The following is a 22,582-nucleotide window of genomic DNA, read 5'->3' on the forward strand; positions in this document are numbered from 1 at the left end:
ACCCGCCGCTTGACCTCAAATCTAGGCGTGCGGCGCCCGACCGGCGTCATGCCTTCGTACCGAATCGCGGGCCTCCCGGAGGATGAGCCATGACCTGCGAAGTACTCCCCTGGGTGGAGACGGGGACCTAGGTCTCGGGGTCTTCCCGGAGGGGTCGCCCGCCGTGTCCGGCCATGTCCGGACGGCGGGGTCCCGCATATCCGGACCCACTGGGCCATCGCCGCACCCCCTCCCGCATCCGTGCGGAGCCGGATCACCGTGAGCCGGCGGTCCGGACCGCCCGTCGCACCGGGTCCGGACCGCCCGTCAGACCGACTGCGGACCCGACCGTCACACCGAGTCAGGACCGCCCGTCACACCCCCTGCGGACCCGCCTGTCACACCGGTTGCGGACCGCCGTGCCACACCGGATCCGGACGGGTGTCGTCCTGTTGCCGGACGGCTGCGTCGCGGCGTGTCCCGGGCGCCGGGCGGGGCGCGCCGAGTGACTTCGATCACTCCGGACGAGCCCTGGGGCCGTGCCACGGCCGCCCGGCGGTCCGCCCCGCTTCCCGTGCGTCCGGCCGGGCACGGTGTACCCGGGGCGACATCGCGTCCTGGTCCACGGTCATCCGTCACGGCGTCAACCTTCTTTTGTCAGAGCCGGGTTGGAGTCCCACCGGCCTCAAGGACACCGCAGGCACCGGCTTCCTGACCGCGTTTCACCTTGTATGCCCGGCCGGCACAATCCATCCGCCCCAGAGGGCGCGGCCTCTGCGCGCAGGCGGCTGTGGAAACGTAAGCTGTGCCACGTCACAGGGACCGGGCAGCGGGGATGAACATGGCGATGATGCGCCTGAGGCGCGAGGACCCGCGTGTCGTCGGCTCGTTCAGGCTTCACCGACGGCTCGGCGCGGGCGGGATGGGCGTGGTCTATCTCGGCTCCGACAAGAAGGGGCAGCGCGTCGCGCTCAAGGTGATCCGGCCCGATCTGGCGGAGGACCAGGAGTTCCGGTCCCGGTTCGCCCGTGAGGTCTCGGCGGCCCGGCGCATCAGGGGCGGCTGCACGGCCCGGCTGGTGGCGGCGGACCTGGATGCCGAGCGGCCCTGGTTCGCCACGCAGTACGTACCGGGCCCGTCCCTGCACGACAAGGTCGCCGACGAGGGCCCGCTCAGCGCGGCCGACACGGCTGCGGTCGGCGCGGCACTGTCCGAGGGGCTCGTCGCCGTGCACGAGGCCGGGGTCGTCCACCGGGACCTGAAGCCGTCCAACATCCTGCTGTCCCCCAAGGGGCCGCGGATCATCGACTTCGGCATCGCCTGGGCCACCGGCGCCTCCACGCTCACCCACGTCGGCACGGCGGTCGGCTCCCCCGGCTTCCTCGCCCCGGAGCAGGTGCGCGGCGCGGCCGTCACGCCCGCCACGGACGTCTTCTCCCTCGGCGCGACCCTGGCCTACGCCTCGACCGGTGACTCACCCTTCGGACACGGCAGTTCCGAGGTGATGCTGTACCGGGTGGTGCACGAGGAGGCGCAGCTGCACGGCGTGCCGGACGCTCTCGCTCCGCTCGTGCGGGCCTGTCTGGCCAAGGATCCCGAAGACCGGCCCAGCACCCTCCAACTGTCGCTGCGGCTGAAGGAGATCGCCGCGCGGGAGGCGCAGGGCCTGGCCGACGCGCGGCCGCCCGCGCCGCGCTCCGCGGAGGCGGACCGGCCCACCGGGCGGCTCGTGGACACCTACCCCGAGTCGCAGCGCGCCCAGTACCCCGAGCAGCAGCGCGCCCAGCGGCGGACCTCCCCCGGTACCCCCCTGCCGCGCGGTGGCACCCCCGTGCCCCGCGGTGGCGCGCCTGCCCGAGGTGGTGCGCCGTCGCGGGGTGTCGGCGCCCAGCGTTCCGGCGGTGTCGCCTCCCGTGCGGGCACGGCGGGCCCTCCTCCGGCTCCCCGCGACGGCGGTCCGCGCTCGGGCAGCGGGCACCGACCCACTGCCCGCGGCGGCACCGGGCGTCCGGGACCGCACACCGCCAGAACCAAGCGGCGGCCGGCCAATCCCCGGCTGCTGCGTCAGCGGCTGTTCGTGTTCGTGGTGGTGACGCTGCTGGTCGCGCTCGGCATCGCGGTGGCGCAGGGCTGTCAGGGGCCGGCGCGCGGGCTCGGCGACGACGACCGGCGGCATGAGCAGGTGCAGCCGGGCTTCACTCCGCTGGACGACGGGCAGCTGATGTCCGAGCGGTACGACTCGGTCTTCCACTCGTCCGGCCCAGGGGAAGTGACCTCCCCAGGGAAGTGACCTCCCCAGGAAGTGGCCTCCACAGGAAGTGGCCTCCACAGGAAGGGACCCTCCCGGGAAGTGGCCTCATCGGCGAAGTGGCCTCATCGGCCCGGCTCAGGACTGCGGCCGTCCCGAGGCCACGGCGTAGAAGGCCACCGCGGCCGCCGCGCCCACGTTCAGGGAGTCGACGTCGTGGGACATCGGGATGCGGACCCATTCGTCCGCGGCGACCAGGGCCTGGGTGGACAGGCCGTCGCCCTCGGCGCCGAGCATCAGCGCCACCCGGTCCATCCGGTGCGGAGCGGCCTCGTCCAGGGTCCTGGCCTTCTCGTCCGGGGTGAGGGCGAGCAGCGTGAAGCCGGCCTCGCGCACCGACTCCAGCCCCTTCGGCCAGGTCTCCAGACGCGCGTACGGCACGGAGAACACCGCGCCCATGGAGACCTTGACGCTCCGCCGGTACAGCGGGTCGGCGCAGTCGGGCGACAGCAGCACCGCGTCCATGCCGAGGGCCGCCGCCGAACGGAAGATCGCGCCGATGTTGGTGTGGTCGTTGACCGACTCCATCACCACCACCCGGCGGGCCGAGCGCAGCAGTTCCGCCGCCGTCGGCAGCGGCTTGCGCTGCAGGGAGGCGAGGGCGCCGCGGTGCACGTGGTAGCCGGTGACCTGCTCGGCGAGTTCCGGGCTCACGGCGTACACGGGGGCCGGGAGTTCGTCGATCACGTCGCGCATGACGTCGATCCACTTGGCCGAGAGCAGCATGGAGCGCATCTCGTAGCCGGCCTCCTTGGCCCTTCTGATGACCTTCTCGCCCTCGGCGATGAACAGGCCTTCGGCCGGCTCGCGCTTACGGCGCAGTTCGACGTCGGTCAGGCCCGTGTAGTCGCGCAGGCGCGGGTCCTCGGGATCCTCAACGGTGATGAGATCGGCCACAGGGTGATACTGCCTTGTCCTGGGTGTGGTGCCAACGGCTGGGAACGGGTTGTGTTACCCCGGGTTACGCGCGATCACGCCGAGGGCGCCGGGCCGGGGGGCACGGCCGCGGGCTCCGGGCCGGCGTTGACGACCTCGCCGACCACGATGACCGCGGGGGGCTTCACGTCCTCGGTGCGTACGGCCTCGGCGACCGTGGCGAGGGTCGCGTCCACGCGGCGCTGCGCGGCCGTCGTGCCCTCCTGGACGAGGGCGACGGGGGTCCCGGGCGCCTTCCCGTGCGCGACGAGCGTCTCGGCGATCTTCCCGATCTTGTCCACGCCCATGAGGATCACGAGCGTGCCGGTGAGCTTGGCCAGGGAGGGCCAGTCGACCAGTGAGCGCTCGTCGTCCGGGGCGACATGGCCGCTGACCACGGTGAACTCATGGGCGACGCCCCGGTGGGTGACCGGGATGCCGGCCGCGCCGGGCACGGAGATCGAGCTGGAGATGCCGGGGACCACGGTGCACGGGATGCCGGCCTCGGCGAGCGCCTGGACCTCCTCCATGCCGCGGCCGAAGACGAACGGGTCGCCGCCCTTGAGCCGTACGACCGACTTGCCCTGCCTGGCGTGCTCGATGAGGGCGTTGTTGATGGCCTCCTGGGCCATGTAACGGCCGTACGGGATCTTCGCGGCGTCGATGACCTCGACGTGCGGCGGGAGTTCGGCGAGCAGGTCGCGCGGGCCGAGTCGGTCGGCGATGACGACGTCCGCCTCGGCGAGGAGGCGGCGGCCGCGGACGGTGATCAGGTCCGGGTCGCCGGGGCCGCCGCCGACCAGGGCCACGCCGGGCGTGCGGGTGCGGTGGTGCGGGGCGACCAGGGTGCCGTCCCGCAGCCCCTCGACCACGGCGTCGCGGATGGCGGCGGTGTGGCGCGGGTCTCGGCCCTTGGCGTCCGTGGTGAGGACGGCGATCGTGACGCCCTCGCTGCGGCCGGTCGCCGGCGTCCAGGCCGTGGCCCGGTCGGCGTCGTCGGAGCGGACGCACCAGACGCGGTGGGTCTCCGCCTCGGCGGAGGCCCGGGTGTTGGCCTCGGGGTCGCTGGTGGCGATGAGGGCGTACCAGGCCGCCGCGAGGTCGCCCTCGGCGTAGGGACGCCGGTGCCAGGTGATCTCGCCCGCGTCGGCCATCGCCTCCACCGAGGGGGTCGCCCCGGGGGACACGAGGACGATGTCCGCGCCCGCCGCGATCAGGGCGGGGAGGCGGCGCTGGGCCACCTGGCCGCCGCCGAGGACGACCACACGGCGGCCGGAGAGACGGAGGCCTACGGGGTAGGCGGGGGGTTCGGCCATGGCGGCGGCTCCTCCGAGGGGCGTTGCAGTGGCGCTGACGTGCGGATTTTACGTTGGCGACGCGCAGGGTGGGGCAGCTGTCCGATGGCTGGGCATGATCGCCGTGTGCACGGCCGGGGTGGTTGTGCCCACCCGTTCCGCCCTGCGGAACGGCCGGCCACAACCACGCGGTCGCCGACAGGCCCCGGAGTCGCCCCCTCTGCCTCTACTTCTCCGTGACGCCCGCCGAATCGAACGTCGCCACCTCGTGCATCGCCCGGGCCGTGCTCTGTACGAGCGGCAGGGCCAGCAGCGCGCCGGTGCCCTCGCCGAGGCGGAGGTCGAGGTCGACCAGAGGACGCAGGCCCAGCTTGTTGAGGGCGGCCACATGGCCGGGCTCGGCGCTGCGGTGACCGGCGATGCAGGCCGCGAGGACCTCCGGGGCGATCGCGCGGGCGACGAGAGCCGCGGCGCCGGCGCTGACGCCGTCCAGGATCACCGGGGTGCGCAGGGAGGCGCCGCCGAGGAGCAGGCCGACCATGGCCGCGTGCTCGAAGCCGCCGATGGCCGCGAGGACGCCGATCGGGTCGGCCGGGTCCGGCTGGTGCAGCTCCAGGGCACGGCGGACGACCTCGGTCTTGCGGGCCAGCGTCTCGTCGTTGATGCCGGTGCCCCGGCCGGTGACCTCGACGGGGTCGGCACCGGTGAAGACGGAGATGAGCGCGGCGGACGCGGTCGTGTTCGCGATGCCCATCTCGCCGGTGAGCAGCGCCTTGTTGCCGGCCGCCACCAGGTCGCGGGCGGTCTCGATGCCCACCTCGATGGCCGCCCTGGCCTCCTCGCGGGTCATCGCGGGGCCGGTGGTCATGTCGGACGTACCACCGCGGATCTTGCGGGGCAGCAGGCCGGGGGTGGCCGGCAGGTCGGCGGCGACGCCGACGTCCACGACGCACACCTCGGCGCCGACCTGGGCGGCGAAGGCGTTGCAGACCGCTCCCCCACCGAGGAAGTTGGCCACCATCTGGGCGGTGACCTCCTGCGGCCAGGGGGTGACGCCCTGGGCGTGGACACCGTGGTCGCCGGCGAAGATGGCGACGGCCGCGGGCTCCGGGATCGGCGGCGGGCACTGCCGGGACAGCCCGGACAGCTGCGCGGAGATGATCTCCAGCATGCCCAGCGCACCGGCCGGCTTGGTCATGCGCTTCTGGCGCTCCCAGGCCTCGCCGAGTGCCTTGGCGTCGAGCGGGCGGATCTGTGCAACGGTCTCGGCAAGCAGGTCGTGGGGTTCCTCTCCGGGCAGGGCGCGTCGGCCGTACGTCTCCTCGTGCACCACCCAGGACAGCGGGCGGCGCTTGGACCAGCCGGCCTGCATCAGCTCGGGCTCGTCCGGGAATTCGTCGACGTACCCGACGCACAGGTAGGCGACGACCTCAAGGTGTTCGGGCAGGCCGAGGGCGCGGACCATCTCCCGCTCGTCGAAGAAGCTGACCCAGCCGACGCCGAGGCCTTCGGCCCGCGCGGCGAGCCAGAGGTTCTCGACGGCGAGCGCCGAGGAGTACGGCGCCATCTGCGGCTGGGTGTGCCGGCCGAGCGTGTGCCGGCCGCCGCGGGTCGGGTCCGCGGTGACGACGATGTTCACGGGGGTGTCGAGGATGGCCTCGATCTTCAGTTCCTTGAACTGCTTGGCCCGGCCCTTGGGCAGCGACTTGGCGTACGCCTCGCGCTGGCGCTGGGCCAGTTCGTGCATGGTGCGGCGCGTCTCGGCGGACCGGATGACGACGAAGTCCCAGGGCTGCGAGTGGCCCACGGAAGGGGCCGTGTGGGCCGCCTCCAGGACACGCAGCAGCACCTCGTGCGGGATGGGGTCGCTGCGGAAGCCGTTGCGGATGTCGCGGCGCTCGCGCATCACCTTCAGAACGGCTTCACGCTCGGCGTCGTCGTAGGCGGGCGCAGCCGGTCCGGTGGACTGTCGTACGTCTTCCACTGCGGCCGTGCTCTCTTCCTGGCTCTCTTCCTGATCGGCGGCCCTGGTCTCCAGGTCCTCCGCGTGCTGTACGGCATCGGGGGCGTGCTCGGCGTCCGGCGCGGCGGGTGCGGCAGCGGGCTCGGCCTCGCGGGGCCCGGGGACCATCACCACGGGCTCCTGCTGCTCCTGGGCGGGCAGCGCGAGCGGCTGGGGCGGGGTCGGGGCCAGGTGCGGAGCGGTCGGCACCGACCCCTCGACCGGCACGAACTGCCCGAGCAGCTGCTCGGGGTGCGGCTCCGGCGGGGCGCCGGGGGACAGCGGGTCCGCGGGGGCGCCGGGCACCGGCTGCCCGGGGGCACCCTGCTCCACGGCGGGCTCCGCCGCGGCGGGCTGCATCTGGGGGCCCGCCGGGGCGGCGGGCCCATGGGGCGGGACCGGCGTGGCGACGGGGCCGGCCTCGCCATGGCCGGCGGCCCCCTGGGCGGGCGACGGCTCCGGCGACTCCTGTGTGACGGCCATGGCCTCACCCTCGTTCGGGACGGCTCCGGCCAGTTGGGGGCCCTGCACCTGGAGGAGGGCCGGCTCGGACACCTCGGTGGCCGCGGGGACGCCCGCGGCGGGCGTCACCGTGGCGTCGGCGGCGGGCACGACCTGTACGGCGTCCCGCTCCGGGGCGGCGACGGCCTCGGCCTGCGGCGCGTCCGCTCCGGGGGCGGCGACGGGCTCGGCGGCCGCCGCCGGCTCGGGGTCGGTGGCGGCGGGGGCCTGACCCGGGCCGACGGCCGGGTCGGCGGCGTGCGTCGGCACGGGCTGGGCGGCGACAGTGCCTTCGGCGGCGGGGCCGGGGCCGGCAGCGTCGGCCTGGGCGGCCACGGCCTGGGCCGCTACGGCTCCGGCGAACTGCGGGTCCGTGGCGGCGGCAGTGCCTTCGGCGGCGAGGCCGGGGCCGGCAGCGTCGGCCTGGGCAGCCACGGCTCCGGCGAACTGCGGGTCCATGTGCGGGTGGGCCGGCGCCGGTGCGAGTCCGGCGGCTTCGGCCACGGCCTGAGCCACAGCGGCCTCGGCAGCCTGGGAGGCGGTCTGGGCGACGGCGACGTCAGCGCTCTCGGCCGGAGCGTGGGGTGCGCCGACGCCTGCCTCCTCGGCCACATCCTGAGGCGGCATGGCATCGCCGGCCTGAGGCACGGCTTCGGCCGGAACGGCATCGACGGCCTGAGGCACCGTCTCGGCCGGGACGGCATCCACGGTCTGAGGCACGGCTTCGGCCAGAACGGCATCGACGGCCTGAGGCACCGTCTCGGCCGGGACGGCGTCCGGAGCCTGAGGCAGCGGCTCGGCCTGAACAGCATCCGCAGCCTGGGTTACAGCCCCGGCCGCGGCGGCATCCACAGCCTGCGGCAGCGGCTCGGCCACCACGGCGTGCGCACCCGGTACCTGCGCGGCGTCGCCGAGCTGCACACCCTCTCCCGGCAGCGGCTGCTCCCCCTCGTACTCGGACACGACCGGCTCGGACACGACCGGCTCGGGCACCTGGACGGACTCGGCGAGCTGCGCGACCTGCGCGGCCTGCGCACCCTGCGCCGACCGGTCCGGCGCGACCTCGGCCTGCGCTTCCTGAGCGGGGGCGGGGACGGTCTGCGCACCGTCCGGGATCTCCGCGGTCTCCGCGGCCGCCACCGCCCCGGCACCGTGCTCTGCCCCCACGCCCGCCGGCGCCGCTACGGCACCGTCGGCCTGCTGTCCGTCCTCCGGCACCGCCGGCGCCTCCGGCACGGGCACGCTCCGGGCACCGTCTACACCCTCGGCGGCGATCTCCACAGCCTCGGCCGAAGCCGGTGCGACCGACGCGTCCTGCACCGCGGCAGCGTCCTGCGCCACCGGAACGTCCTGCATGACCGGGGCGTCCTGCACAACCGGAGCGTCCTCTGCCACCGGTGTGTCCTGCACAACCGGCGCGCCCTCTGCCACCGGTGCGGCCGGCGGCTCCTGCCCTGGCGCTGCCGGAATCGGCGCTCCTCCGGGGCCCTGCTCCACCGGAGCGGCGTACACACCGTCGTGGCCGTGCACCGGCTGCGCGCCGTCATGGCCGTGGACCAGGCCCGTCTGCGCCAGGTCCTGGACGCCCTCGCCCGACGTGTGCGCGACCGCCCGGGTCGCGACGCGGGCCACGGCGACCTGGGCGGCGTCGGCCGGATCCGCGAAGGACACGCCGGCCGGATCCGCGAAGGACACATCGACCGGACTAACCGTTTCCGCAGCCGGTGCCCCGGGGCCGACCTGAGCCACGGCCGCCGGAGCGGCACCCCACGGGTCCGCGCTCTGCGGGGCCATCTCGGGCAGTGGCTGGACGTCGAGGTACTCGGGACCGGTTCCGGGCGGCCCCGGCTGCCGTACCGGCGCGCCCGCGGGGCCGCGGTCGGCGAGGGAGCGGACCGGGCTGGCGGAGGCATCGGGGATGGGGGGCCCGAGGTGCAGCGGCCGGCGCTGCGGCTGGGGGGCCGCCGTCGGGTCGTGCGGTGCCGAGAGAATGGGCGACGGGGGCACGGACGCGGGTCCCGGACCCGGCAGCCGGACGCCGCTGAGGTCGACGGAACCGCTGTCCCGGCCGGCCATCTCGTGCGGGCCCGGCTCGTGGACGGCCTCGACGACCGGTTCCGGGGCGGGTGGCGGCACTTCGTTGCCCCACGCGCCCTGGGCTCCCGGCAGCAGCAGGTCTTCGTCCTCGGCGGGTGTCTCGGAGAGGTAGGCGTACGCGCCGTGCGGGGGGACGCCCGGCTGTTCCGCCATGCCTGCGCTCTCCGGCTGCCCCTCGGCCGGGACCTGGCCGGTGTCGGTCATGCGTACCCCTCGCCCATCGGTTAGTGCTCCTACGACCTCTCACCCGGGACGGCGCACCGACCGCCCCGCAGTGAAGAACGAGCGTGCGTGCCCAGCGGCACGAACGACCCGCCCAAAAAAGGCGACAAAGCCATTCAGTGGCATTGTCCCGGCCGTTCCGCCATCGCGACAGCATGATCCGCGACAGCCCGCTGTGGACTGCGCCACGTTGCGCGTCCTCGGGTTCCGCCGTACCACACCCACCCCAAAACGGGCGCGTTTTCCGGACATTGGCGAACGAAGTTCCGGGCCACCGGTGCGGTACAACGATCGGCCAGCCTACCGCGCGCAGTACGACAACAGGATCACGGGGCGTGATCCGGCAGGGCCCGCCCGCTGCCCGCCATCCGCCCCTCAGTGAGGCGCTTCACGCGGCGGCAATTCCCCAGTGAGCAGGAACGCAACGTTCCGCTCGGTCTCGGTCCAGGCCCTGGTGTCGAGCGCGACGGACTGCAGCAGGGCGCACTCGACCCGGTATCCGTGTTCGGTCAGACCGCGGCCGACGAGCTCGGCCTCGTCCCGGGTGGCGGCGTGGGTGACGATGCGCTGCGGTCGGCGGTCGGCGACCGCGGAGACCACGGCCGCTCCCCCGCCGCCGACCCGGACGACGTCCGGTTCGGGCAGGTTCTCGAGGACGTGCGGGGCGCTGCCCTGCACGATCTGGAGCTGGACGCCGTAGCGGCGTGCGGCCGATTCGGTGCGCGCACAGGCGCCGGCATCCCGGTCCACGGCGATGACGGCCGCTCCGGCACGCGCGGCCTCGGTGGCGAACGCGCCGCTGCCCGATCCGATGTCCCAGACGAGGTCACCGATCCGGGGCCCGAGCCGGGCGAGTTGAGCGGCGCGGAGCAGTTCCGTCTCCCCTTCGCCGAGGCCGCCGCCGTACGCGGCGTACTCGTCGTCCCGCTGCACCCAGCCGCGCGGGCCGGCGCCCGGGTCGCGCCCGGCGATCCAGCCGCCCTCGCCGGCACCGACCGGGCCGCCGATGACGATGACGACGTTCGGGTCCCGCCAGCTGTGGTCGGCGGCCTTGTCGGAGGTGACGACGGTGACCTGCTCGCGTTCGGTGCCCAGTTCCTCGCAGATGACGAAGGTCCGGTGGACTCCGTCCAGGAGCAGGCCGAGCTCGGCGGGTCCGGCGCCGGGAGAGGTGAGGACGGCGACCTTGGTGTGGGCACGGCACACGTTCACGGCCCGGCGCAGGGTGCGCGGGTGGGCGACGACCACCTGGGCGTCGTCCCACGGCATGCCGGCGCGGGCGAAGGCGCCGGCCACGGAGGAGACGGCGGGGACGACCTCGACCTCCAGGCCGAACTCGGGTGCGCGCAGGGTCCGTACGACGCCGAAGAAGCCGGGGTCGCCGTCGGCGAGGACGACCGCGGTGCCGCGGTGGGCGGCGATGCGGCGGGCGGCCAGGGCGGGGCTGCCGAGCCGGATGCGCTCGGCGGCGGGCGGGATCTCGGGCAGCGCCAGGTGGTGGGCCGCGCCCGCCACGAGCGTGGCGGCCCCGAGGGCGGCGCGTGCCGCGTCGGTCAGCGGCGAGCCGTCCCAGCCGATCACCGTGACCCGGTCGGCCATCGTCCTCAGTCTCCAGGTTTTCGCAGGTCGTCAGGGGTACGGGTCCCTTGAGCGGGCTCCGTGAGCGTACCTGGTGAAGGTAGCGGACGCGCGGCCGGGCGGGGCCGCGGGCGGCTCCGGGCGCTCCTTGCCCGCGTCAGTTCCAGTCGGAGTACGTCCCGAAGCCGCCGGAGTCGGCGAGCTGCTCGTCGACGCCCTCCAGGTCCTCCGGGAGCAGGCTCCACACGATGAAGTCGGTCCGCACGTCGGTCCAGGTGCCGTCCTCGGTGCGGTGGTGGACTATGCAGGCGTTGCGCAGCACGCCCTCGCTGATGCAGCCGATCTTCTGGGCGACCTGCTGGGACGCGGTGTTGTCGGCTGCGGTGCGGATCTCGATGCGCTCGATCTTCTGGTCGCCGAAGAGCCACTGCGCGGTGGCGAGCGCGGCCTCGGAGGCGTAGCCCTCGCCGCGCGCCCAGGGGGCGACGATGTACGACAGCTCGGTGGAGCGGATGTGCCAGTTCGCCCTGGTCAGCTGGACTATGCCGACCAGCCGCTGGGTGAGGAACTCGGTGACGGCGAAGTCCAGGCCCCGGCCGGCGGCGCGCTCGGCGGGCGCGTGCTCGGTGATCCAGTGCCGGGCGCCGTCCTCGGTGAACGGCTGGGGGACGTCGGTCCAGGCGGCGATCTGCTCGTCGTTCATCATCTCGGCCAGGGCGGGCACGTCGTCCTCGTCGAGGGGACGCAGCACCAACCGCTCCGTGCTGATGGAGATGGTGGGGAAGGTGCTCGTCATGCGCCGCTCCGTAACCTTCGGAAGAACCTTGAGAGAGCATCAGGACCGTCAGGGCCCTGCTGAACTGCCCAGCATGCAGCATGAAACCACTGAACCGCACGACGGGGCCCACCCCGGGTGAGGGAGTGGACCCCGTGCGTGGCGATACGCCGTATACGTGCCGTCAGATCCGGGTCAGCCGCTGGTCAGCGGGTCAGAAGGACGGGATGACCGAGCCCTGGTACTTGTCCTCGATGAACTTCTTGACCTCGGGCGAGGTGAGCAGCTTGGCGAGCTTCTTGACCCGCGGGTCCTTCTCGTGGCCCTTCTTCACCGCGAGGAAGTTGCCGTAGGGGCTGTTCTTCGCGGACTCCAGGACCAGGGCCTCCTTGGCGGGCTTGATGCCGGCGGAGATGGCGAAGTTGCCGTTGATCACGGCCGCGTCCACGTCGTCCAGGGAGCGCGCGGTCTGGGGCGCCTCGACCTCCTTGAACTTGAGGTTCTTGGGGTTCTTCGCGATGTCCTGCGGGGTCGCCTCGGTGCCGACGCCGTCCTTGAGGGTGATGAGCCCGTTGGCGGCGAGCAGCTTCAGGGCGCGGGCCTCGTTCACGGCGTCGCTCGGGACGGCGATGGTCGCACCGCTCTTCAGCGCGTCCACCTTCTTGACCTTGTGGGAGTACAGGCCGAGCGGCTCCAGGTGGACCGTGACGACGGGCACGATGTGGGTGCCGCGCTTCTTGTTGAAGTCGTCCAGGTACGGCTGGTTCTGGAAGTAGTTGGCACCGACCGAGCCGTCCTCCGTCGCCGTGTTCGGCGTGATGTAGTCGGTGAACTCCTTGACCTCCAGGTCGAGTCCCGCCTTCTTCGCCAGGTTCTTCTTGACGAAGTTCAGGATCTCGGCGTGCGGGGTCGGGCTCGCGGCGACGACCAGCGGGCCGCTGGTGTCGGACGAGGAAGAGGAGGAGTTCCCGTCCGGGCCGCAGGCGGTGAGCCCGAGGATGAGGGCTCCGGCGGCGAGGGCGGCTGCGGTGATCTTGGCGGTGTTACGCACGAAAAGTGCCTTTCCTTAAGGGTGGTGCGACCCCGTGTCGGTGCACGGGGGGTACTGGGGAGGGGAGCTCGGGGCTCCGGCTCAGGCGACCTTGCCGATGTCGGCCGCCGCGGGCTCCCCGGCCTTCAGCAGGCGGAGCTTCGGCGCAGCCCCGGAGCGGGCGCCGCGGCGGTGCAGCGAACGGGCCGCGAAGTCGCCGGCGAACTGGATCAGGGAGATGACGACGGCGAGGATCGCGACGATGATCCACATCAGCTCGGTCTCGAAGCGCTGGTAGCCGTAGCGGATGGCGAGGTCGCCGAGCCCGCCTCCGCCGACCGTGCCGGCCATGGCCGAGTAGCCGATGAGCGCGATGAGCGTGGTCGTGGTGCTGGCGATCAGCGAGGGCAGCGACTCGGGGACGAGCACCTTGCGCACGATGGTCCAGGTGTTGCCGCCCATGGACTGCACGGCCTCGACGAGCCCGTGGTCCACTTCGCGGACGGCCGTCTCGACCAGGCGGGCGAAGAACGGGATGCCGCCGATGGCGAGCGGCACGATCGCCGCGTTGGTGCCGATCGTCGTCCCGGTGACCCAGCGGGTGAAGCTCATCAGGGCGACCATCAGGATGATGAACGGCATCGACCGCAGGACGTTCACGGCCTGGCCGATCACCTTGCCGGCGAGGAGGTTCTGCAGCAGGCCGTCCCGGTCGGTCAGGACGAGCAGGACGCCGAGCGGGAGTCCGGCGGCGACCGAGATCAGCGTGGACCAGGCGACCATCCACAGCGTCTCGTAGCCCGCCTGCGACAGCAGCGGCTGCATCTCGGACCAGGTCACTTCGCACCCTCCTTCACCAGCAGGGGCTGCTCGCCCTCGTGGCCGACGACATCGATCTGCAGGCCCTGTTCGCGCAGGAACCCGATCGGCACCACGTTGTCCTCGTAGCGGCCGGGCAGTTCGATGCGCATGCGGCCGATCTGGAGACCGCCGACGGTGTCGATGGCGGCGCCGAGGATCGAGATGTCGATGTTGTAGGTGCGGGAGAGCTGGGAGATGACCGGCTGGGTGGCGGCCTCGCCGTGGAAGGTGACGTCCAGGACGGTGCGGTCGGCACCGGTGGCCTCGCCGCCCACCGGGAACAGCGCGGCGGCCAGCTCGGAGCCCGGGGTGGCCAGCAGTTCGCTGACCGTGCCGGACTCCACGATCCGGCCCCTCTCCATCAGGGCGGCGGAGTCGCAGATCGACTTCACCACGTCCATCTCGTGCGTGATGAGCAGCACGGTCAGGCCCAGCTGCCGGTTCAGGTCGCGCAGCAGCTGGAGGATGGAGCGGGTGGTCTCCGGGTCCAGGGCGCTGGTGGCCTCGTCGGAGAGCAGCACCTTGGGGTCGCCGGCGAGGGCACGGGCGATGCCGACGCGCTGCTTCTGGCCGCCGGAGAGCTGGGCGGGGTAGGACTTGGCCTTGTCGGCGAGGCCGACGAGGTCGAGCAGTTCGAGCGCCCTGCGGGAACGGTCCTTCCCGGACCTGCCGAGGATTTCGAGCGGCAGCTCGATGTTGTCCTGCACCGTCCGCGAGGACAGCAGGTTGAAGTGCTGGAAGACCATGCCGATCCGGCTGCGCGCCTGCCGCAGTTCCCGGCCGGCGCGCGGTCCGCGCCCGGCGAGCGCGGTGAGGTCCTGTCCGGCGACGGTCACGGTGCCGGCGGTCGGCCGCTCCAGCAGGTTGATGCAGCGGATCAGCGAGGACTTGCCGGCGCCGGACTGGCCGATGACGCCGTAGACCTCGCCCTCGCGGACATGGAGGTCGACGCCGTCGAGGGCGGTGACCTCGCGGGAGCGGTCGGCTCCGTAGATTTTCGTCAGGCCCGATGTGGTGATCACAGGGAATTCCGTCACTGTCGAGTGCGCGGGCGTGGGTGTGCCCGGGCACGGGTGCATGCGTTGCATTCGTTCAGGACGCGGCACGGTTCTCGCTGTGGCGGTGAACCGGGGGAGAACTTCGTGTGCGCGGGGCGGCGTCGGTCGCGCACGCCGGGAACCCGGCGTGGGACAGGCCATGGCTCTCGCTTCGGGGCGCGAGGCTCAGATGGTGCAGGGGCCCTCTAGAAGGCGCACATTCGACGCAGACACAGACAACGAGCACCGGGCGTCATGGTCGCCTCGGTCGCAAGGGTGCGGCAGCTCGTCGTGGTCATGCGATCAGTAAACCAGACCTGTGCTGCCGACTGTCCGCCGCTGTCCGCATGCTGGACAGCGGCGGACAGTTCTCAACCGCGAACGGAGATCTCCACTCCGCCCTCGGTGACCAGTGCGGACAAGGCCGACAGGTCCTTCACCACCAGGTCGGCCGCCAGCTCCTGCGCTCGGTGGGTTGTGGTCAATGCCACGGTGGTCATGCCGGCCGCGCGGCCCGCCTGGAGTCCGGCCGGGGCGTCCTCGAAGACGACACAGCGGGCCGGGTCGACACCGAGCTGCCGGGCGGCGAGCAGGTAGGGCTCGGGGTCGGGCTTGCCGCGGGTGATGTCGTCGGCGGAGATCAGGGTCTTGGGCAGGATGCCGACGGCGTCGAGGCGCGCCTCGGCGAGCCGGCGGGTGGCGGAGGTGACGACGGCCCAGCGGTCGGCCGGCAGCGAGTCGAGGAACTCCCGCGTCCCGGGCAGGAGCTGCACGCCACCGTCCGGCACGTCCTCCACCTCCAGCTGTTCGACCCGCGCGACCGCTTCCGGCACCAGGCGGGCGGGCAGCAGGTCGGCGACTATCTCGGCCGCCGGCCGCCCGTGCAGCGCCACGCGTGCGAAGTCCTCGGCCGTGATGCCGTACTCCCGCGCCCAGCGTGTCCAGCAGCGCTCGACGGAGTCGAGGGAGGAGACGAGAGTGCCGTCGTTGTCGAAGAGGAGGGCCTGCGCGTGGATCGTCATGGTCTAGACCCTACGGTGTTCGGCGGGGTCGGCGGCGGCGGCCCATTTCCGCCGTAATAAGGTCACGGCATGCTCAATGCCCTGACGCTGGTGACCGGGGTCGCCGCGCTGCTGCTCGCCGCCTGGTGCGGCTGGGCCGCCTACCGGGACCAGCCGACCAAGGACTGGCACTTCATCGGCATGGCCGTGGTGTCGCTGCTGGCCGTGGTCCAGCTGGTGGTCGGGATCGTGCAACTGGCGCAGGGCCAGAAGCCGGAGCAGGGCACGACGATCTTCGTGGCCTATCTGCTGGGCGCATTCGCGTGCGTGCCGGCGTCGGGCTTCATGTCACTGGCCGAGCGCACGCGCTGGGGTTCGGTGACGGTGGCGGCCGGCGGTGTGGTGCTGGCCGTGCTGGAGGTGCGGCTCTATGACATCTGGGGAGGCTGAGATGACGGCACTGGAGGAGAAGCCGACCCGGTTGATCAGCGGGCCGGGGATGCTGCTCGTCTGGTTCTACGGCGTGATGGTGGTCGGCGCGGTGTCGCGTTCGGCGTACCAGATCGCGACGGACTTCCAGCGGGCGCCGCTGGCCTATGCGCTGTCGGCCGTGGCCGGGGTCGTGTACGGGTTCATCACGTACACGCTGGTCCGGGGCGGGGAGACCGCCCGGCGGGCGGCACAACTGTGCTGCGCGGCCGAGCTGGTGGGTGTACTGGTCGTCGGCACGTGGACGATCGTGGATCCCTCGGCGTTCCCCGACGCGACCGTGTGGTCGAAGTACGGGATGGGGTACATCTTCATCCCGGTGCTGCTGCCGCTCTCCGCGATGTACTGGCTGCGGAAGGCACCTGCCGCGCAGGGCGCCTGAGCCACACCGGAGCCGCGCCTGCGGGGCGCGGGTGCGGGGCGCGGGTGCGCAGGGACGACCGACGGACCGCACCCCGCGGCGGAGCCGCACCCCGGCGGAGCCGAACACCCGGTAAGAGCCATGCACCTGGCGGAGCCGAACACCCGGTAAGAGCCATGCACCTGGCAGAGCCGTACGGCCCGGCAGGAGCCGCACTCGCGCGCAGAGCCTCGCGCCCCTTGCGGGGCGCTCCGCCTCACGCCGTCTGGACGAAAGTCCCCGCTGTTTTCTCCAGGACGATCATCTCCACGCCGTCGGCCCCCTGGGAGCGGCCCACCGTCTCATAGCCGGAGCGGCGGTACAGGCGCAGATTGCCCTCGCTGCGGTGGCCGGTGAAGAGGCGGAACCGCTTGGCACCCCGCTCCTCCGCCAGCGCCGCCTCGGCCGCGCGCAGCAGCCTCGCACCGATGCCGTGGCCCTGCAGACGCGGGTGGACGCAGAGCCGGCCGATGTCGGCCGCCCCGTCCTCGGTCACCTTGCCGCGCACCGAGCCGACCACTTCGTCGCCGAGCCGCGCCACGAAGACGCAGTCGGCTCCGACCTCCTGGCGCACCGAGTCGAGGCTCTGGACGAGCGGGTCGATGCGGTAGTTGCCGTACAGCGCCGCCTCGCTCTGGAAGCACAGGTACTGGAGCTTGAAGATCTGCTCCGCGTCCTGCTCGGTCGCTGCCGAGATGGTCACGCTCATGCCCATGTGCGCATGCCTCCCGCTCACCTGATCACCTGTCGTCCCCCACTCCTATCCCCGCGCTTCGCGGGCCGCAACCTCCGGCGTGAGCAATCGCCGCAGACATCCGAGACATCTGGAGCGTTCCGGCCCAAGACTGCCCTGTGAGATACCCAACTCCCCCGCGATCTCCCGGTATGTCAGGTCCTTCGGGGAGAGCAGTGCCTCCATGAGGCGGGGGCAGCGGCCGGGCAGCCGGCGGACCGCGTCGCGCAGGGCGCGGTGGCGGGCGGAGGTGAGGGCGAGCTGCTCGGGGCCGGGGCGGACGTCGTCGGCCGGTTCGGTGCCGTAGGGGCGTTCCAGGCGAGTGGTGCGACGGCTGCGGCGGGCCTCGGCGCGCACGGCCCTGCGCAGCCAGCCCTGCGGGTCCTGCGGCGGCCCGTCCGCCTCCAGGCGCTCCAGGAGGCGGAGCCAGACGGCCTGCTCCAGGTCACCCGGCTCACCTCCGGAGGAATATGCCTCGGCGGAGGCCTCGGCGGTGAGCAGCGGGCCCAGGGTGGCTACCAGGTCGTGCGTCATATGCGGAACGACGCACCGCCCCGGCGGCAGGTTTCCGGGGCGGCGTGGAGTCAGCCCGAACGGGGTGCCGTACGGCCTTGCCGTTGACGGTCCGGGGCTGGCGGGCCTGCGCTCAGCGGGCCAGGAAGTCGGCGCGAGCGAGCACGCCGGTGTCGGCGTTGTCCGTGAAGACCCCGTCGATGCCGGTCGCGAAGTACGTCCTGAAGGCGCCGAAGGCGTCACCGTAGGCGTCCGCGTCGGTGCCCTTGCGGTACTCGGCCGGGAGGAAGGGGTTCTCGTTGCGCATGGTGTACGGATGCAGGACCAGGCCCACCCTGTGCGCGTCGGCGACCAGTGTGGTCGGCTCGGCCAGGGTCCCGTCGGCGTTCTTCGGGATGATCAGGTCCAGCGTCGGGCCGATGCCCTGCGCGTAGCCGGCGATCTCCCTGAGGCCCCGCGGGGTGATCAGGTCGGCGACCGTGCGCGGGTCGCCCGCCTCGACGAAGTCGTAGGGGCGGCTGTCCGCCGTGGAGAGCAGAACCACCAGCGGGTTGTCGACCAGCTGGTTCAGCTTCTGGATGCTGCTCGGCTCGAAGGACTGCAGGATGACCGGCGAGTTGCGCTCGTCCTTGCCGTACTTGCGCAGCAGCTTGGCCACCCGCTCCTCCAGGCCGAGGCCCAGCTTGCGGAAGTAGGTGGGGTGCTTGGTCTCGGGGTAGATCCAGACCTGCCTGCCGCGCCTGCGGGTCTGCTCGTCCTGCCACTTGAGGACCTCTTCGAACGTGGGGATCTCCCACCGCCCGTTGTAGAGGGTGTTGTGCGGCCGGTTGGCCGGGATGCGCTCGATCGCGTGCAGCGTCTTCAGCTCGGCGAGGGTGAAGTCCTCGGTGAACCAGCCCGTGGTGGGGACGCCGTCGAGGACCTTGGTGGTCTTGCGGCCGGCGAACTCGGGGTGCGAGGCGACGTCCGTGGTGCCGCCTATCTCCGGCTCGTGACGGCAGACGAGGTGCCCGTCCTTGGTGGGCACCAGGTCGCCCGCCTCGACGACGTCGGCGCCGAGGTCGAGGGCCAGGTCGTACGAGCCGAAGGTGTGCTCGGGGCGGTAGCCGCTGGAGCCCCGGTGGCCGATGATGGCCGGCTTGGGCAGGCCCTTCAGACCACGCCCGCCGTGCGCCGCGGCGCGGGACTCGGCCGCTCTGGCGGCGCCGGGCAGTCCGAGGACCGCTCCGCCCGCGCCGAGGACCGCCGCGCCGAGGAGCGCCCGCCGTCCCGTTCCCTGCGTCTGCCCGTTCGTCTGGTCGCTGTCCATGAGCGCCCTCCTGCCGTCCGCCCTTCGAATGCGCGCCGATCGTAGACGGGTGCACATGAAGGAAGGGAGACCCGGGATCGAACAAGTGGCTGACGCCGTATGGCAGGTGCGCGGCGCGAGGTGACGGTCCGTCGGCATGAGCGGAGGCGGGACGGGCACCCGCAGGGTGAGGGCTCCGCGCGATGTCCGTCACACCGCCACCGGGACGTCACGGGCCGCCCCCGGCGCGTCACCGCAGGTAAACCAACGTCAACAGTACGTAAGACCTCGGTGAACCGGACGCACCCGATGTGCGCTTGCCCCGGAGCCGCGAGTAATGTCCTCACCTGCACAGACACATATTGCTTCCCTCGACATCGGAGGACCCGTTGTCCCGCTTCGCGCTCATCAAGGCAGTGCTCGGACCGATCATGCGCCTGATGTTCCGCCCACAGGTGGAGGGCGCGGAGCACATCCCCGGCGAAGGACCGGTCATTCTGGCCGGCAACCACCTCACGTTCATCGACTCCATCGTGCTGCCGGTGGTCACCAAGCGGCAGGTGCTCTTCATCGGCAAGGACGAGTACGTCACCGGCACGGGCTTCAAGGGCCGGCTGATGGCGTGGTTCTTCACCGGCGTCGGCATGATCCCGGTCGACCGGGACGGCGCGAACGGCGGCGTCGCCGCGCTGATGACCGGCCGGCGGGTCCTGGAGGAGGGGAAGGTCTTCGGGATCTACCCCGAGGGGACCCGGTCGCCCGACGGGCGGCTGTACCGGGGACGCACCGGGATCGCGCGGCTGACGCTGATGACCGGTGCGCCGGTGGTTCCCTTCGCGATGATCGGTACGGACAAGCTGCAGCCGGGGGGCGCCGGGATCCCGCGGCCCGGCAAGGTCACCGTCCGGTTCGGCGAGGCGATGGAGTTCTCGCGGTACGAGGGGATGGACCGGGACCGGTATGTGCTGCGGGCCGTGACCGACTCGGTGATGGCCGAGGTCATGCGGCTGTCCGGCCAGGAGTACGTGGACATGTACGCCACGAAGGCCAAGGCCGCCTAGTCGCGGTCGGCGGCTGGCGAAGACCGCCCGGCCGCCGGAGCTGCGCCCTTCCGGTGGGCGCGGGTGCGTGGTGGTTCCTCACGCGGTCCCCCGCGTTCACCACGCGATTCCCCGCGTTCCCCACGCCGTTCCTCAGGTCCCCCACGCGATTCCCCGCGCCCCTGGTGCGTGGCTCCTCCTCCGCGCTCTCCGGTTTCTGCTACTCCGCGCTCTCCAGTTTCTGCCCCTTCAGCAGGAACCAGGCTGCCGCCGCCGTCGCCAGCAGGACCGCCGCTCCTGCGCCGGAGGCGAGCTGCAGACCGTGGACGAAGGAGCCGCGGGCCGCGTCGAGGAGGGCCTCGGCGGTGTGAGCGGGCATGGTCGCCGATGCCTCCACCGCCGCGCCCAGTGACTCATGGGCTCCCGCCGGGGTTCCGGCCGGGCCCGAAAAGTCGCGGTAGACGCCCGTCACGATCGAGCCGAGCAGGGCGATGCCGAGGGCCGCGCCCAGTTCGTACGCGGTCTCGGAGACCGCGGAGGCGGCGCCCGCCTGGTCCTTGGGCACGCTGGAGAGGATCACGTCGGCCGTCACCGTGAAGGAGAAGCCCGCGCCGATGCCGACGACCAGAAGTGCGGCGCCGAGGACCGGGTAGCCCGTCGACCGGCCCACGGTCGTCAGGACGGCGAGCGCGACGCCCACGGCCGCCAGGCCGCCGGAGACCACGGCCCGTACCGAGAAGCGCCGTGCCGTGCGGCCCGCGACCAGACCCGCCGCCACCGCGCCGACGGCGGCGGGGAGTTCGGCCAGGCCCGCCTCGAACGGGCGCCTGCCCTGGACGAGTTGCAGGTACTGGGAGAGGAAGAACACCAGGCCGGACATGCCCAGCACGGTCAGCAGGTCGGCGAGGACCGCTCCGCTGAAGCCACGGCGACGGAACAGACGCATGTCCAGCAGCGGGGCCGGCATGGTGAGCTGGCGGCGCACGAAGCCGTACAGGGCCGCCGCGCCGAGCAGGGCCGCGGCGAGTGTGGGCCAGGTGAGGCCGTGGCTGGCGGCCTCCTTGACCGCGTACACGACGGCGATCATGCCGACGAGCGACAGGACGACGCTGATCAGGTCCCAGGGGCCGGGGTCGGGGTTGCGGGACTCGGGCAGCGTGCGAATGCCGACGAGCACCAGGACCGCCATCACCGGCAGGTTGATGAGGAAGACCGAGCCCCACCAGAAGTGCTCCAGCAGGAAGCCGCCCGTGATCGGGCCGACGGCCGTACCCGCGGAGGCCGTCGCGCCCCAGATGCCGACGGCGAGGCTGCGCTCGCGGGGGTCGTGGAAGATGTTGCGGATCAGGGCGAGGGTGGCGGGCATCAGGGTGGCGCCCGCGACGCCGAGCAGCGCCCGCGCCAGGATCATGAACTCCGGCGTCGTCGCATAGGCGTTCAGCACGGATATCGCGCCGAACGCCGTGGCGCCGACGAGCAGGATCCGCTTGCGGCCGATGCGGTCGCCGAGGCTGCCCATGGAGACCAGCAGTCCGGCGATGACGAAGGAGTAGACGTCACCGATCCACAGAAGTTGGGTGCCGGAGGGGTCGAGGTCCTCGCTGATGTAGGGGGTCGCCAGGCCGAGGACGGTGGCGTCGACGGCCACCAGCAGCACGGCCAGGACGAGGACGGAGAGCGCGAGCCAGCGGCCCGGGCGCTTCTCCACCTCCGCCACGCGAGCCGGCTGCACGGTGCTGGTCATGATTCCTCTCTTCGTGTCTTCGTGGTGCGCCGATGCGTGGCACGTCACGCGATGCGTCGGTGGCACATGCGCCGGCGCGTGGTCCGTCGGCGGGCTATACGTCGGTGCGGTCGGTACGCGCCGAATCGGTGCGCACCGCATCGGCACGCGCCACGTCGGTGCGTCGGGCGCCGCCGAGCAGCAGCTCGACGATCATGTAGGTGAAGTCCTTCGGGGCCACGCGGCCCTCCGACACCGCCCAGGCGCCGGAGGCCAGCAGGCCGTACAGCGCTTCGGTGAGCCAGGCCGGGGTGAGGTCGATACGGAACTCGCCGCTCTCCTGGCCGCGCCGGAACAGGGCCGTGAGGCGCTCGTCGATCCGGGCCCAGCCCTGGTTCTGCCCCTCGCCCTCGAACAGCTGGTTCTCGGTGTAGAGGAAGGCGAGCAGGGCGGCCGCGGGTTCGATCGCCCGGACCAGGCGGCGTACGGCCTCGCCCGCCGGGCCCTCGTCCAGGCGGGCCGCGTCCAGAGCGGCCTCGCACTCCGCGATGCCGAGCGCTTCCAGCGCCCGTACGAGCGCGTCGCGTCCGGCAAAGTGGCGGTGCAGCGTGGCCCGGCTGATCCCGGCGGCCTTGGCGACCTCGTCCATGGTCGCCGTGGATTTGCGGGTCAGCAGGGCGGCTGCGCTGCGCAGCACGTGGTCACGGTCCAGAGCCATGAGACAAGAGTAGCCCATGTGAGACATCTTTGTCTCACAGTAGGCATACGTGACTCATATTCGCTGATCAGCGCGGG

General features: G+C 72.5%; 18 protein-coding genes. 4 read left to right on the forward strand and 14 right to left on the reverse strand.

Annotation, left to right across the window (positions count from 1 at the left end; translation table 11 throughout):
- Positions 1 to 814 precede the first annotated feature (814 nt).
- Complete coding sequence (locus ACZ7P3_RS32635; protein WP_472087136.1) at positions 815 to 2,269, forward strand: serine/threonine-protein kinase; 1,455 nt, start codon at positions 815 to 817, stop codon at positions 2,267 to 2,269.
- Positions 2,270 to 2,365: 96 nt separating this feature from the next.
- Here the strand turns inward: ACZ7P3_RS32635 and ACZ7P3_RS32640 are convergent, their stop codons facing one another.
- The 9 genes from ACZ7P3_RS32640 to ACZ7P3_RS32680 all read right to left on the reverse strand — a co-directional run bounded on the left by ACZ7P3_RS32640 (position 2,366) and on the right by ACZ7P3_RS32680 (position 15,622).
- Positions 2,366 to 3,184 carry a TrmH family RNA methyltransferase gene (locus tag ACZ7P3_RS32640; RefSeq protein WP_472087138.1) on the reverse strand — a complete coding sequence of 273 codons (819 nt, stop codon included), beginning with the start codon at positions 3,182 to 3,184 and terminating at the stop codon, positions 2,366 to 2,368.
- Positions 3,185 to 3,258: 74 nt separating this feature from the next.
- Positions 3,259 to 4,518, reverse strand: coding sequence for a uroporphyrinogen-III C-methyltransferase (gene cobA / locus ACZ7P3_RS32645; RefSeq protein ID WP_472087140.1), 1,260 nt, complete (start codon positions 4,516 to 4,518; stop codon positions 3,259 to 3,261).
- Positions 4,519 to 4,723: 205 nt separating this feature from the next.
- Positions 4,724 to 9,301: a nicotinate-nucleotide--dimethylbenzimidazole phosphoribosyltransferase gene (gene cobT / locus ACZ7P3_RS32650; protein WP_472087141.1), complete on the reverse strand. Its 4,578-nt coding sequence runs from the start codon at positions 9,299 to 9,301 to the stop codon at positions 4,724 to 4,726.
- Positions 9,302 to 9,694: 393 nt separating this feature from the next.
- Positions 9,695 to 10,918: a precorrin-6y C5,15-methyltransferase (decarboxylating) subunit CbiE gene (gene cbiE / locus ACZ7P3_RS32655; RefSeq protein WP_472087143.1), complete on the reverse strand. Its 1,224-nt coding sequence runs from the start codon at positions 10,916 to 10,918 to the stop codon at positions 9,695 to 9,697.
- A gap of 136 nt (positions 10,919 to 11,054) precedes the next feature.
- The gene (locus tag ACZ7P3_RS32660) at positions 11,055 to 11,693 is read right to left on the reverse strand and encodes a GNAT family N-acetyltransferase (RefSeq protein ID WP_472087145.1); all 639 of its coding nucleotides are present in this window, start codon (positions 11,691 to 11,693) and stop codon (positions 11,055 to 11,057) included.
- A gap of 193 nt (positions 11,694 to 11,886) precedes the next feature.
- On the reverse strand, positions 11,887 to 12,723 hold the full coding sequence (locus ACZ7P3_RS32665; RefSeq protein WP_472087147.1) for a MetQ/NlpA family ABC transporter substrate-binding protein: 837 nt from the start codon (positions 12,721 to 12,723) through the stop codon (positions 11,887 to 11,889).
- 81 nt (positions 12,724 to 12,804) lie between these two features.
- The gene (locus ACZ7P3_RS32670; protein WP_472087148.1) at positions 12,805 to 13,542 is read right to left on the reverse strand and encodes a methionine ABC transporter permease; all 738 of its coding nucleotides are present in this window, start codon (positions 13,540 to 13,542) and stop codon (positions 12,805 to 12,807) included.
- Positions 13,539 to 14,585, reverse strand: a complete 1,047-nt coding sequence (locus tag ACZ7P3_RS32675; protein WP_472087149.1) for a methionine ABC transporter ATP-binding protein — start codon at positions 14,583 to 14,585, stop codon at positions 13,539 to 13,541. The genes ACZ7P3_RS32670 and ACZ7P3_RS32675 overlap by 4 nt, the downstream gene beginning before the upstream one ends.
- A 386-nt stretch (positions 14,586 to 14,971) precedes the next feature.
- Positions 14,972 to 15,622 (reverse strand): HAD family hydrolase, encoded by a 651-nt coding sequence (locus ACZ7P3_RS32680; protein WP_472087150.1) that lies wholly within the window; start codon positions 15,620 to 15,622, stop codon positions 14,972 to 14,974.
- A 69-nt stretch (positions 15,623 to 15,691) separates the two neighbouring features.
- Here ACZ7P3_RS32680 and ACZ7P3_RS32685 point away from each other — a divergent pair, with 69 nt between their 5' ends.
- Positions 15,692 to 16,051: a hypothetical protein gene (locus ACZ7P3_RS32685; RefSeq protein ID WP_472087151.1), complete on the forward strand. Its 360-nt coding sequence runs from the start codon at positions 15,692 to 15,694 to the stop codon at positions 16,049 to 16,051.
- A 1-nt stretch (position 16,052) separates the two neighbouring features.
- Positions 16,053 to 16,472, forward strand: coding sequence for a hypothetical protein (locus ACZ7P3_RS32690; protein ID WP_472087153.1), 420 nt, complete (start codon positions 16,053 to 16,055; stop codon positions 16,470 to 16,472).
- A 235-nt stretch (positions 16,473 to 16,707) separates the two neighbouring features.
- On the opposite strand, the gene ACZ7P3_RS32695 is transcribed toward ACZ7P3_RS32690, so the two are convergent.
- The 3 genes from ACZ7P3_RS32695 to ACZ7P3_RS32705 all read right to left on the reverse strand — a co-directional run bounded on the left by ACZ7P3_RS32695 (position 16,708) and on the right by ACZ7P3_RS32705 (position 19,045).
- Positions 16,708 to 17,205, reverse strand: a complete 498-nt coding sequence (locus tag ACZ7P3_RS32695; RefSeq protein WP_472087227.1) for a GNAT family N-acetyltransferase — start codon at positions 17,203 to 17,205, stop codon at positions 16,708 to 16,710.
- A 45-nt stretch (positions 17,206 to 17,250) separates the two neighbouring features.
- Positions 17,251 to 17,757: a sigma-70 family RNA polymerase sigma factor gene (locus ACZ7P3_RS32700; RefSeq protein WP_472087155.1), complete on the reverse strand. Its 507-nt coding sequence runs from the start codon at positions 17,755 to 17,757 to the stop codon at positions 17,251 to 17,253.
- 112 nt (positions 17,758 to 17,869) lie between these two features.
- Positions 17,870 to 19,045: a glycerophosphodiester phosphodiesterase gene (locus ACZ7P3_RS32705; protein WP_472087156.1), complete on the reverse strand. Its 1,176-nt coding sequence runs from the start codon at positions 19,043 to 19,045 to the stop codon at positions 17,870 to 17,872.
- 368 nt (positions 19,046 to 19,413) lie between these two features.
- On the opposite strand from ACZ7P3_RS32705, the gene ACZ7P3_RS32710 reads away from it, so the two are divergent.
- Positions 19,414 to 20,085, forward strand: coding sequence for a lysophospholipid acyltransferase family protein (locus ACZ7P3_RS32710; protein WP_472087157.1), 672 nt, complete (start codon positions 19,414 to 19,416; stop codon positions 20,083 to 20,085).
- A 199-nt stretch (positions 20,086 to 20,284) separates the two neighbouring features.
- Here ACZ7P3_RS32710 and ACZ7P3_RS32715 read toward each other — a convergent pair whose 3' ends face one another.
- Positions 20,285 to 21,808, reverse strand: coding sequence for an MFS transporter (locus ACZ7P3_RS32715; protein ID WP_472087159.1), 1,524 nt, complete (start codon positions 21,806 to 21,808; stop codon positions 20,285 to 20,287).
- Positions 21,809 to 21,902: 94 nt separating this feature from the next.
- A complete protein-coding gene (locus ACZ7P3_RS32720) occupies positions 21,903 to 22,505 on the reverse strand; it encodes a TetR/AcrR family transcriptional regulator (RefSeq protein WP_472087160.1) in 603 nt (200 codons plus the stop codon).
- Positions 22,506 to 22,582 lie beyond the last annotated feature (77 nt).

Source organism: Streptomyces sp. NPDC107581 (assembly GCF_055657175.1).

Excerpts from the sequence above, each read along its gene's own strand:
- ACZ7P3_RS32635 (WP_472087136.1), top strand. The coding sequence starts at position 815 with ATGAACATGGCGATGATGCGCCTGAGGCGCGAGGACCCGCGTGTCGTC.
- cobA (WP_472087140.1), bottom strand. The coding sequence starts at position 4,518 with ATGGCCGAACCCCCCGCCTACCCCGTAGGCCTCCGTCTCTCCGGCCGC.
- cobT (WP_472087141.1), bottom strand. The coding sequence starts at position 9,301 with ATGACCGACACCGGCCAGGTCCCGGCCGAGGGGCAGCCGGAGAGCGCA.
- cbiE (WP_472087143.1), bottom strand. The coding sequence starts at position 10,918 with ATGGCCGACCGGGTCACGGTGATCGGCTGGGACGGCTCGCCGCTGACC.
- ACZ7P3_RS32660 (WP_472087145.1), bottom strand. The coding sequence starts at position 11,693 with ATGACGAGCACCTTCCCCACCATCTCCATCAGCACGGAGCGGTTGGTG.
- ACZ7P3_RS32680 (WP_472087150.1), bottom strand. The coding sequence starts at position 15,622 with ATGACGATCCACGCGCAGGCCCTCCTCTTCGACAACGACGGCACTCTC.
- ACZ7P3_RS32685 (WP_472087151.1), top strand. The coding sequence starts at position 15,692 with ATGCTCAATGCCCTGACGCTGGTGACCGGGGTCGCCGCGCTGCTGCTC.
- ACZ7P3_RS32690 (WP_472087153.1), top strand. The coding sequence starts at position 16,053 with ATGACGGCACTGGAGGAGAAGCCGACCCGGTTGATCAGCGGGCCGGGG.
- ACZ7P3_RS32695 (WP_472087227.1), bottom strand. The coding sequence starts at position 17,205 with ATGGGCATGAGCGTGACCATCTCGGCAGCGACCGAGCAGGACGCGGAG.
- ACZ7P3_RS32700 (WP_472087155.1), bottom strand. The coding sequence starts at position 17,757 with ATGACGCACGACCTGGTAGCCACCCTGGGCCCGCTGCTCACCGCCGAG.
- ACZ7P3_RS32705 (WP_472087156.1), bottom strand. The coding sequence starts at position 19,045 with ATGGACAGCGACCAGACGAACGGGCAGACGCAGGGAACGGGACGGCGG.
- ACZ7P3_RS32715 (WP_472087159.1), bottom strand. The coding sequence starts at position 21,808 with ATGACCAGCACCGTGCAGCCGGCTCGCGTGGCGGAGGTGGAGAAGCGC.
- ACZ7P3_RS32720 (WP_472087160.1), bottom strand. The coding sequence starts at position 22,505 with ATGGCTCTGGACCGTGACCACGTGCTGCGCAGCGCAGCCGCCCTGCTG.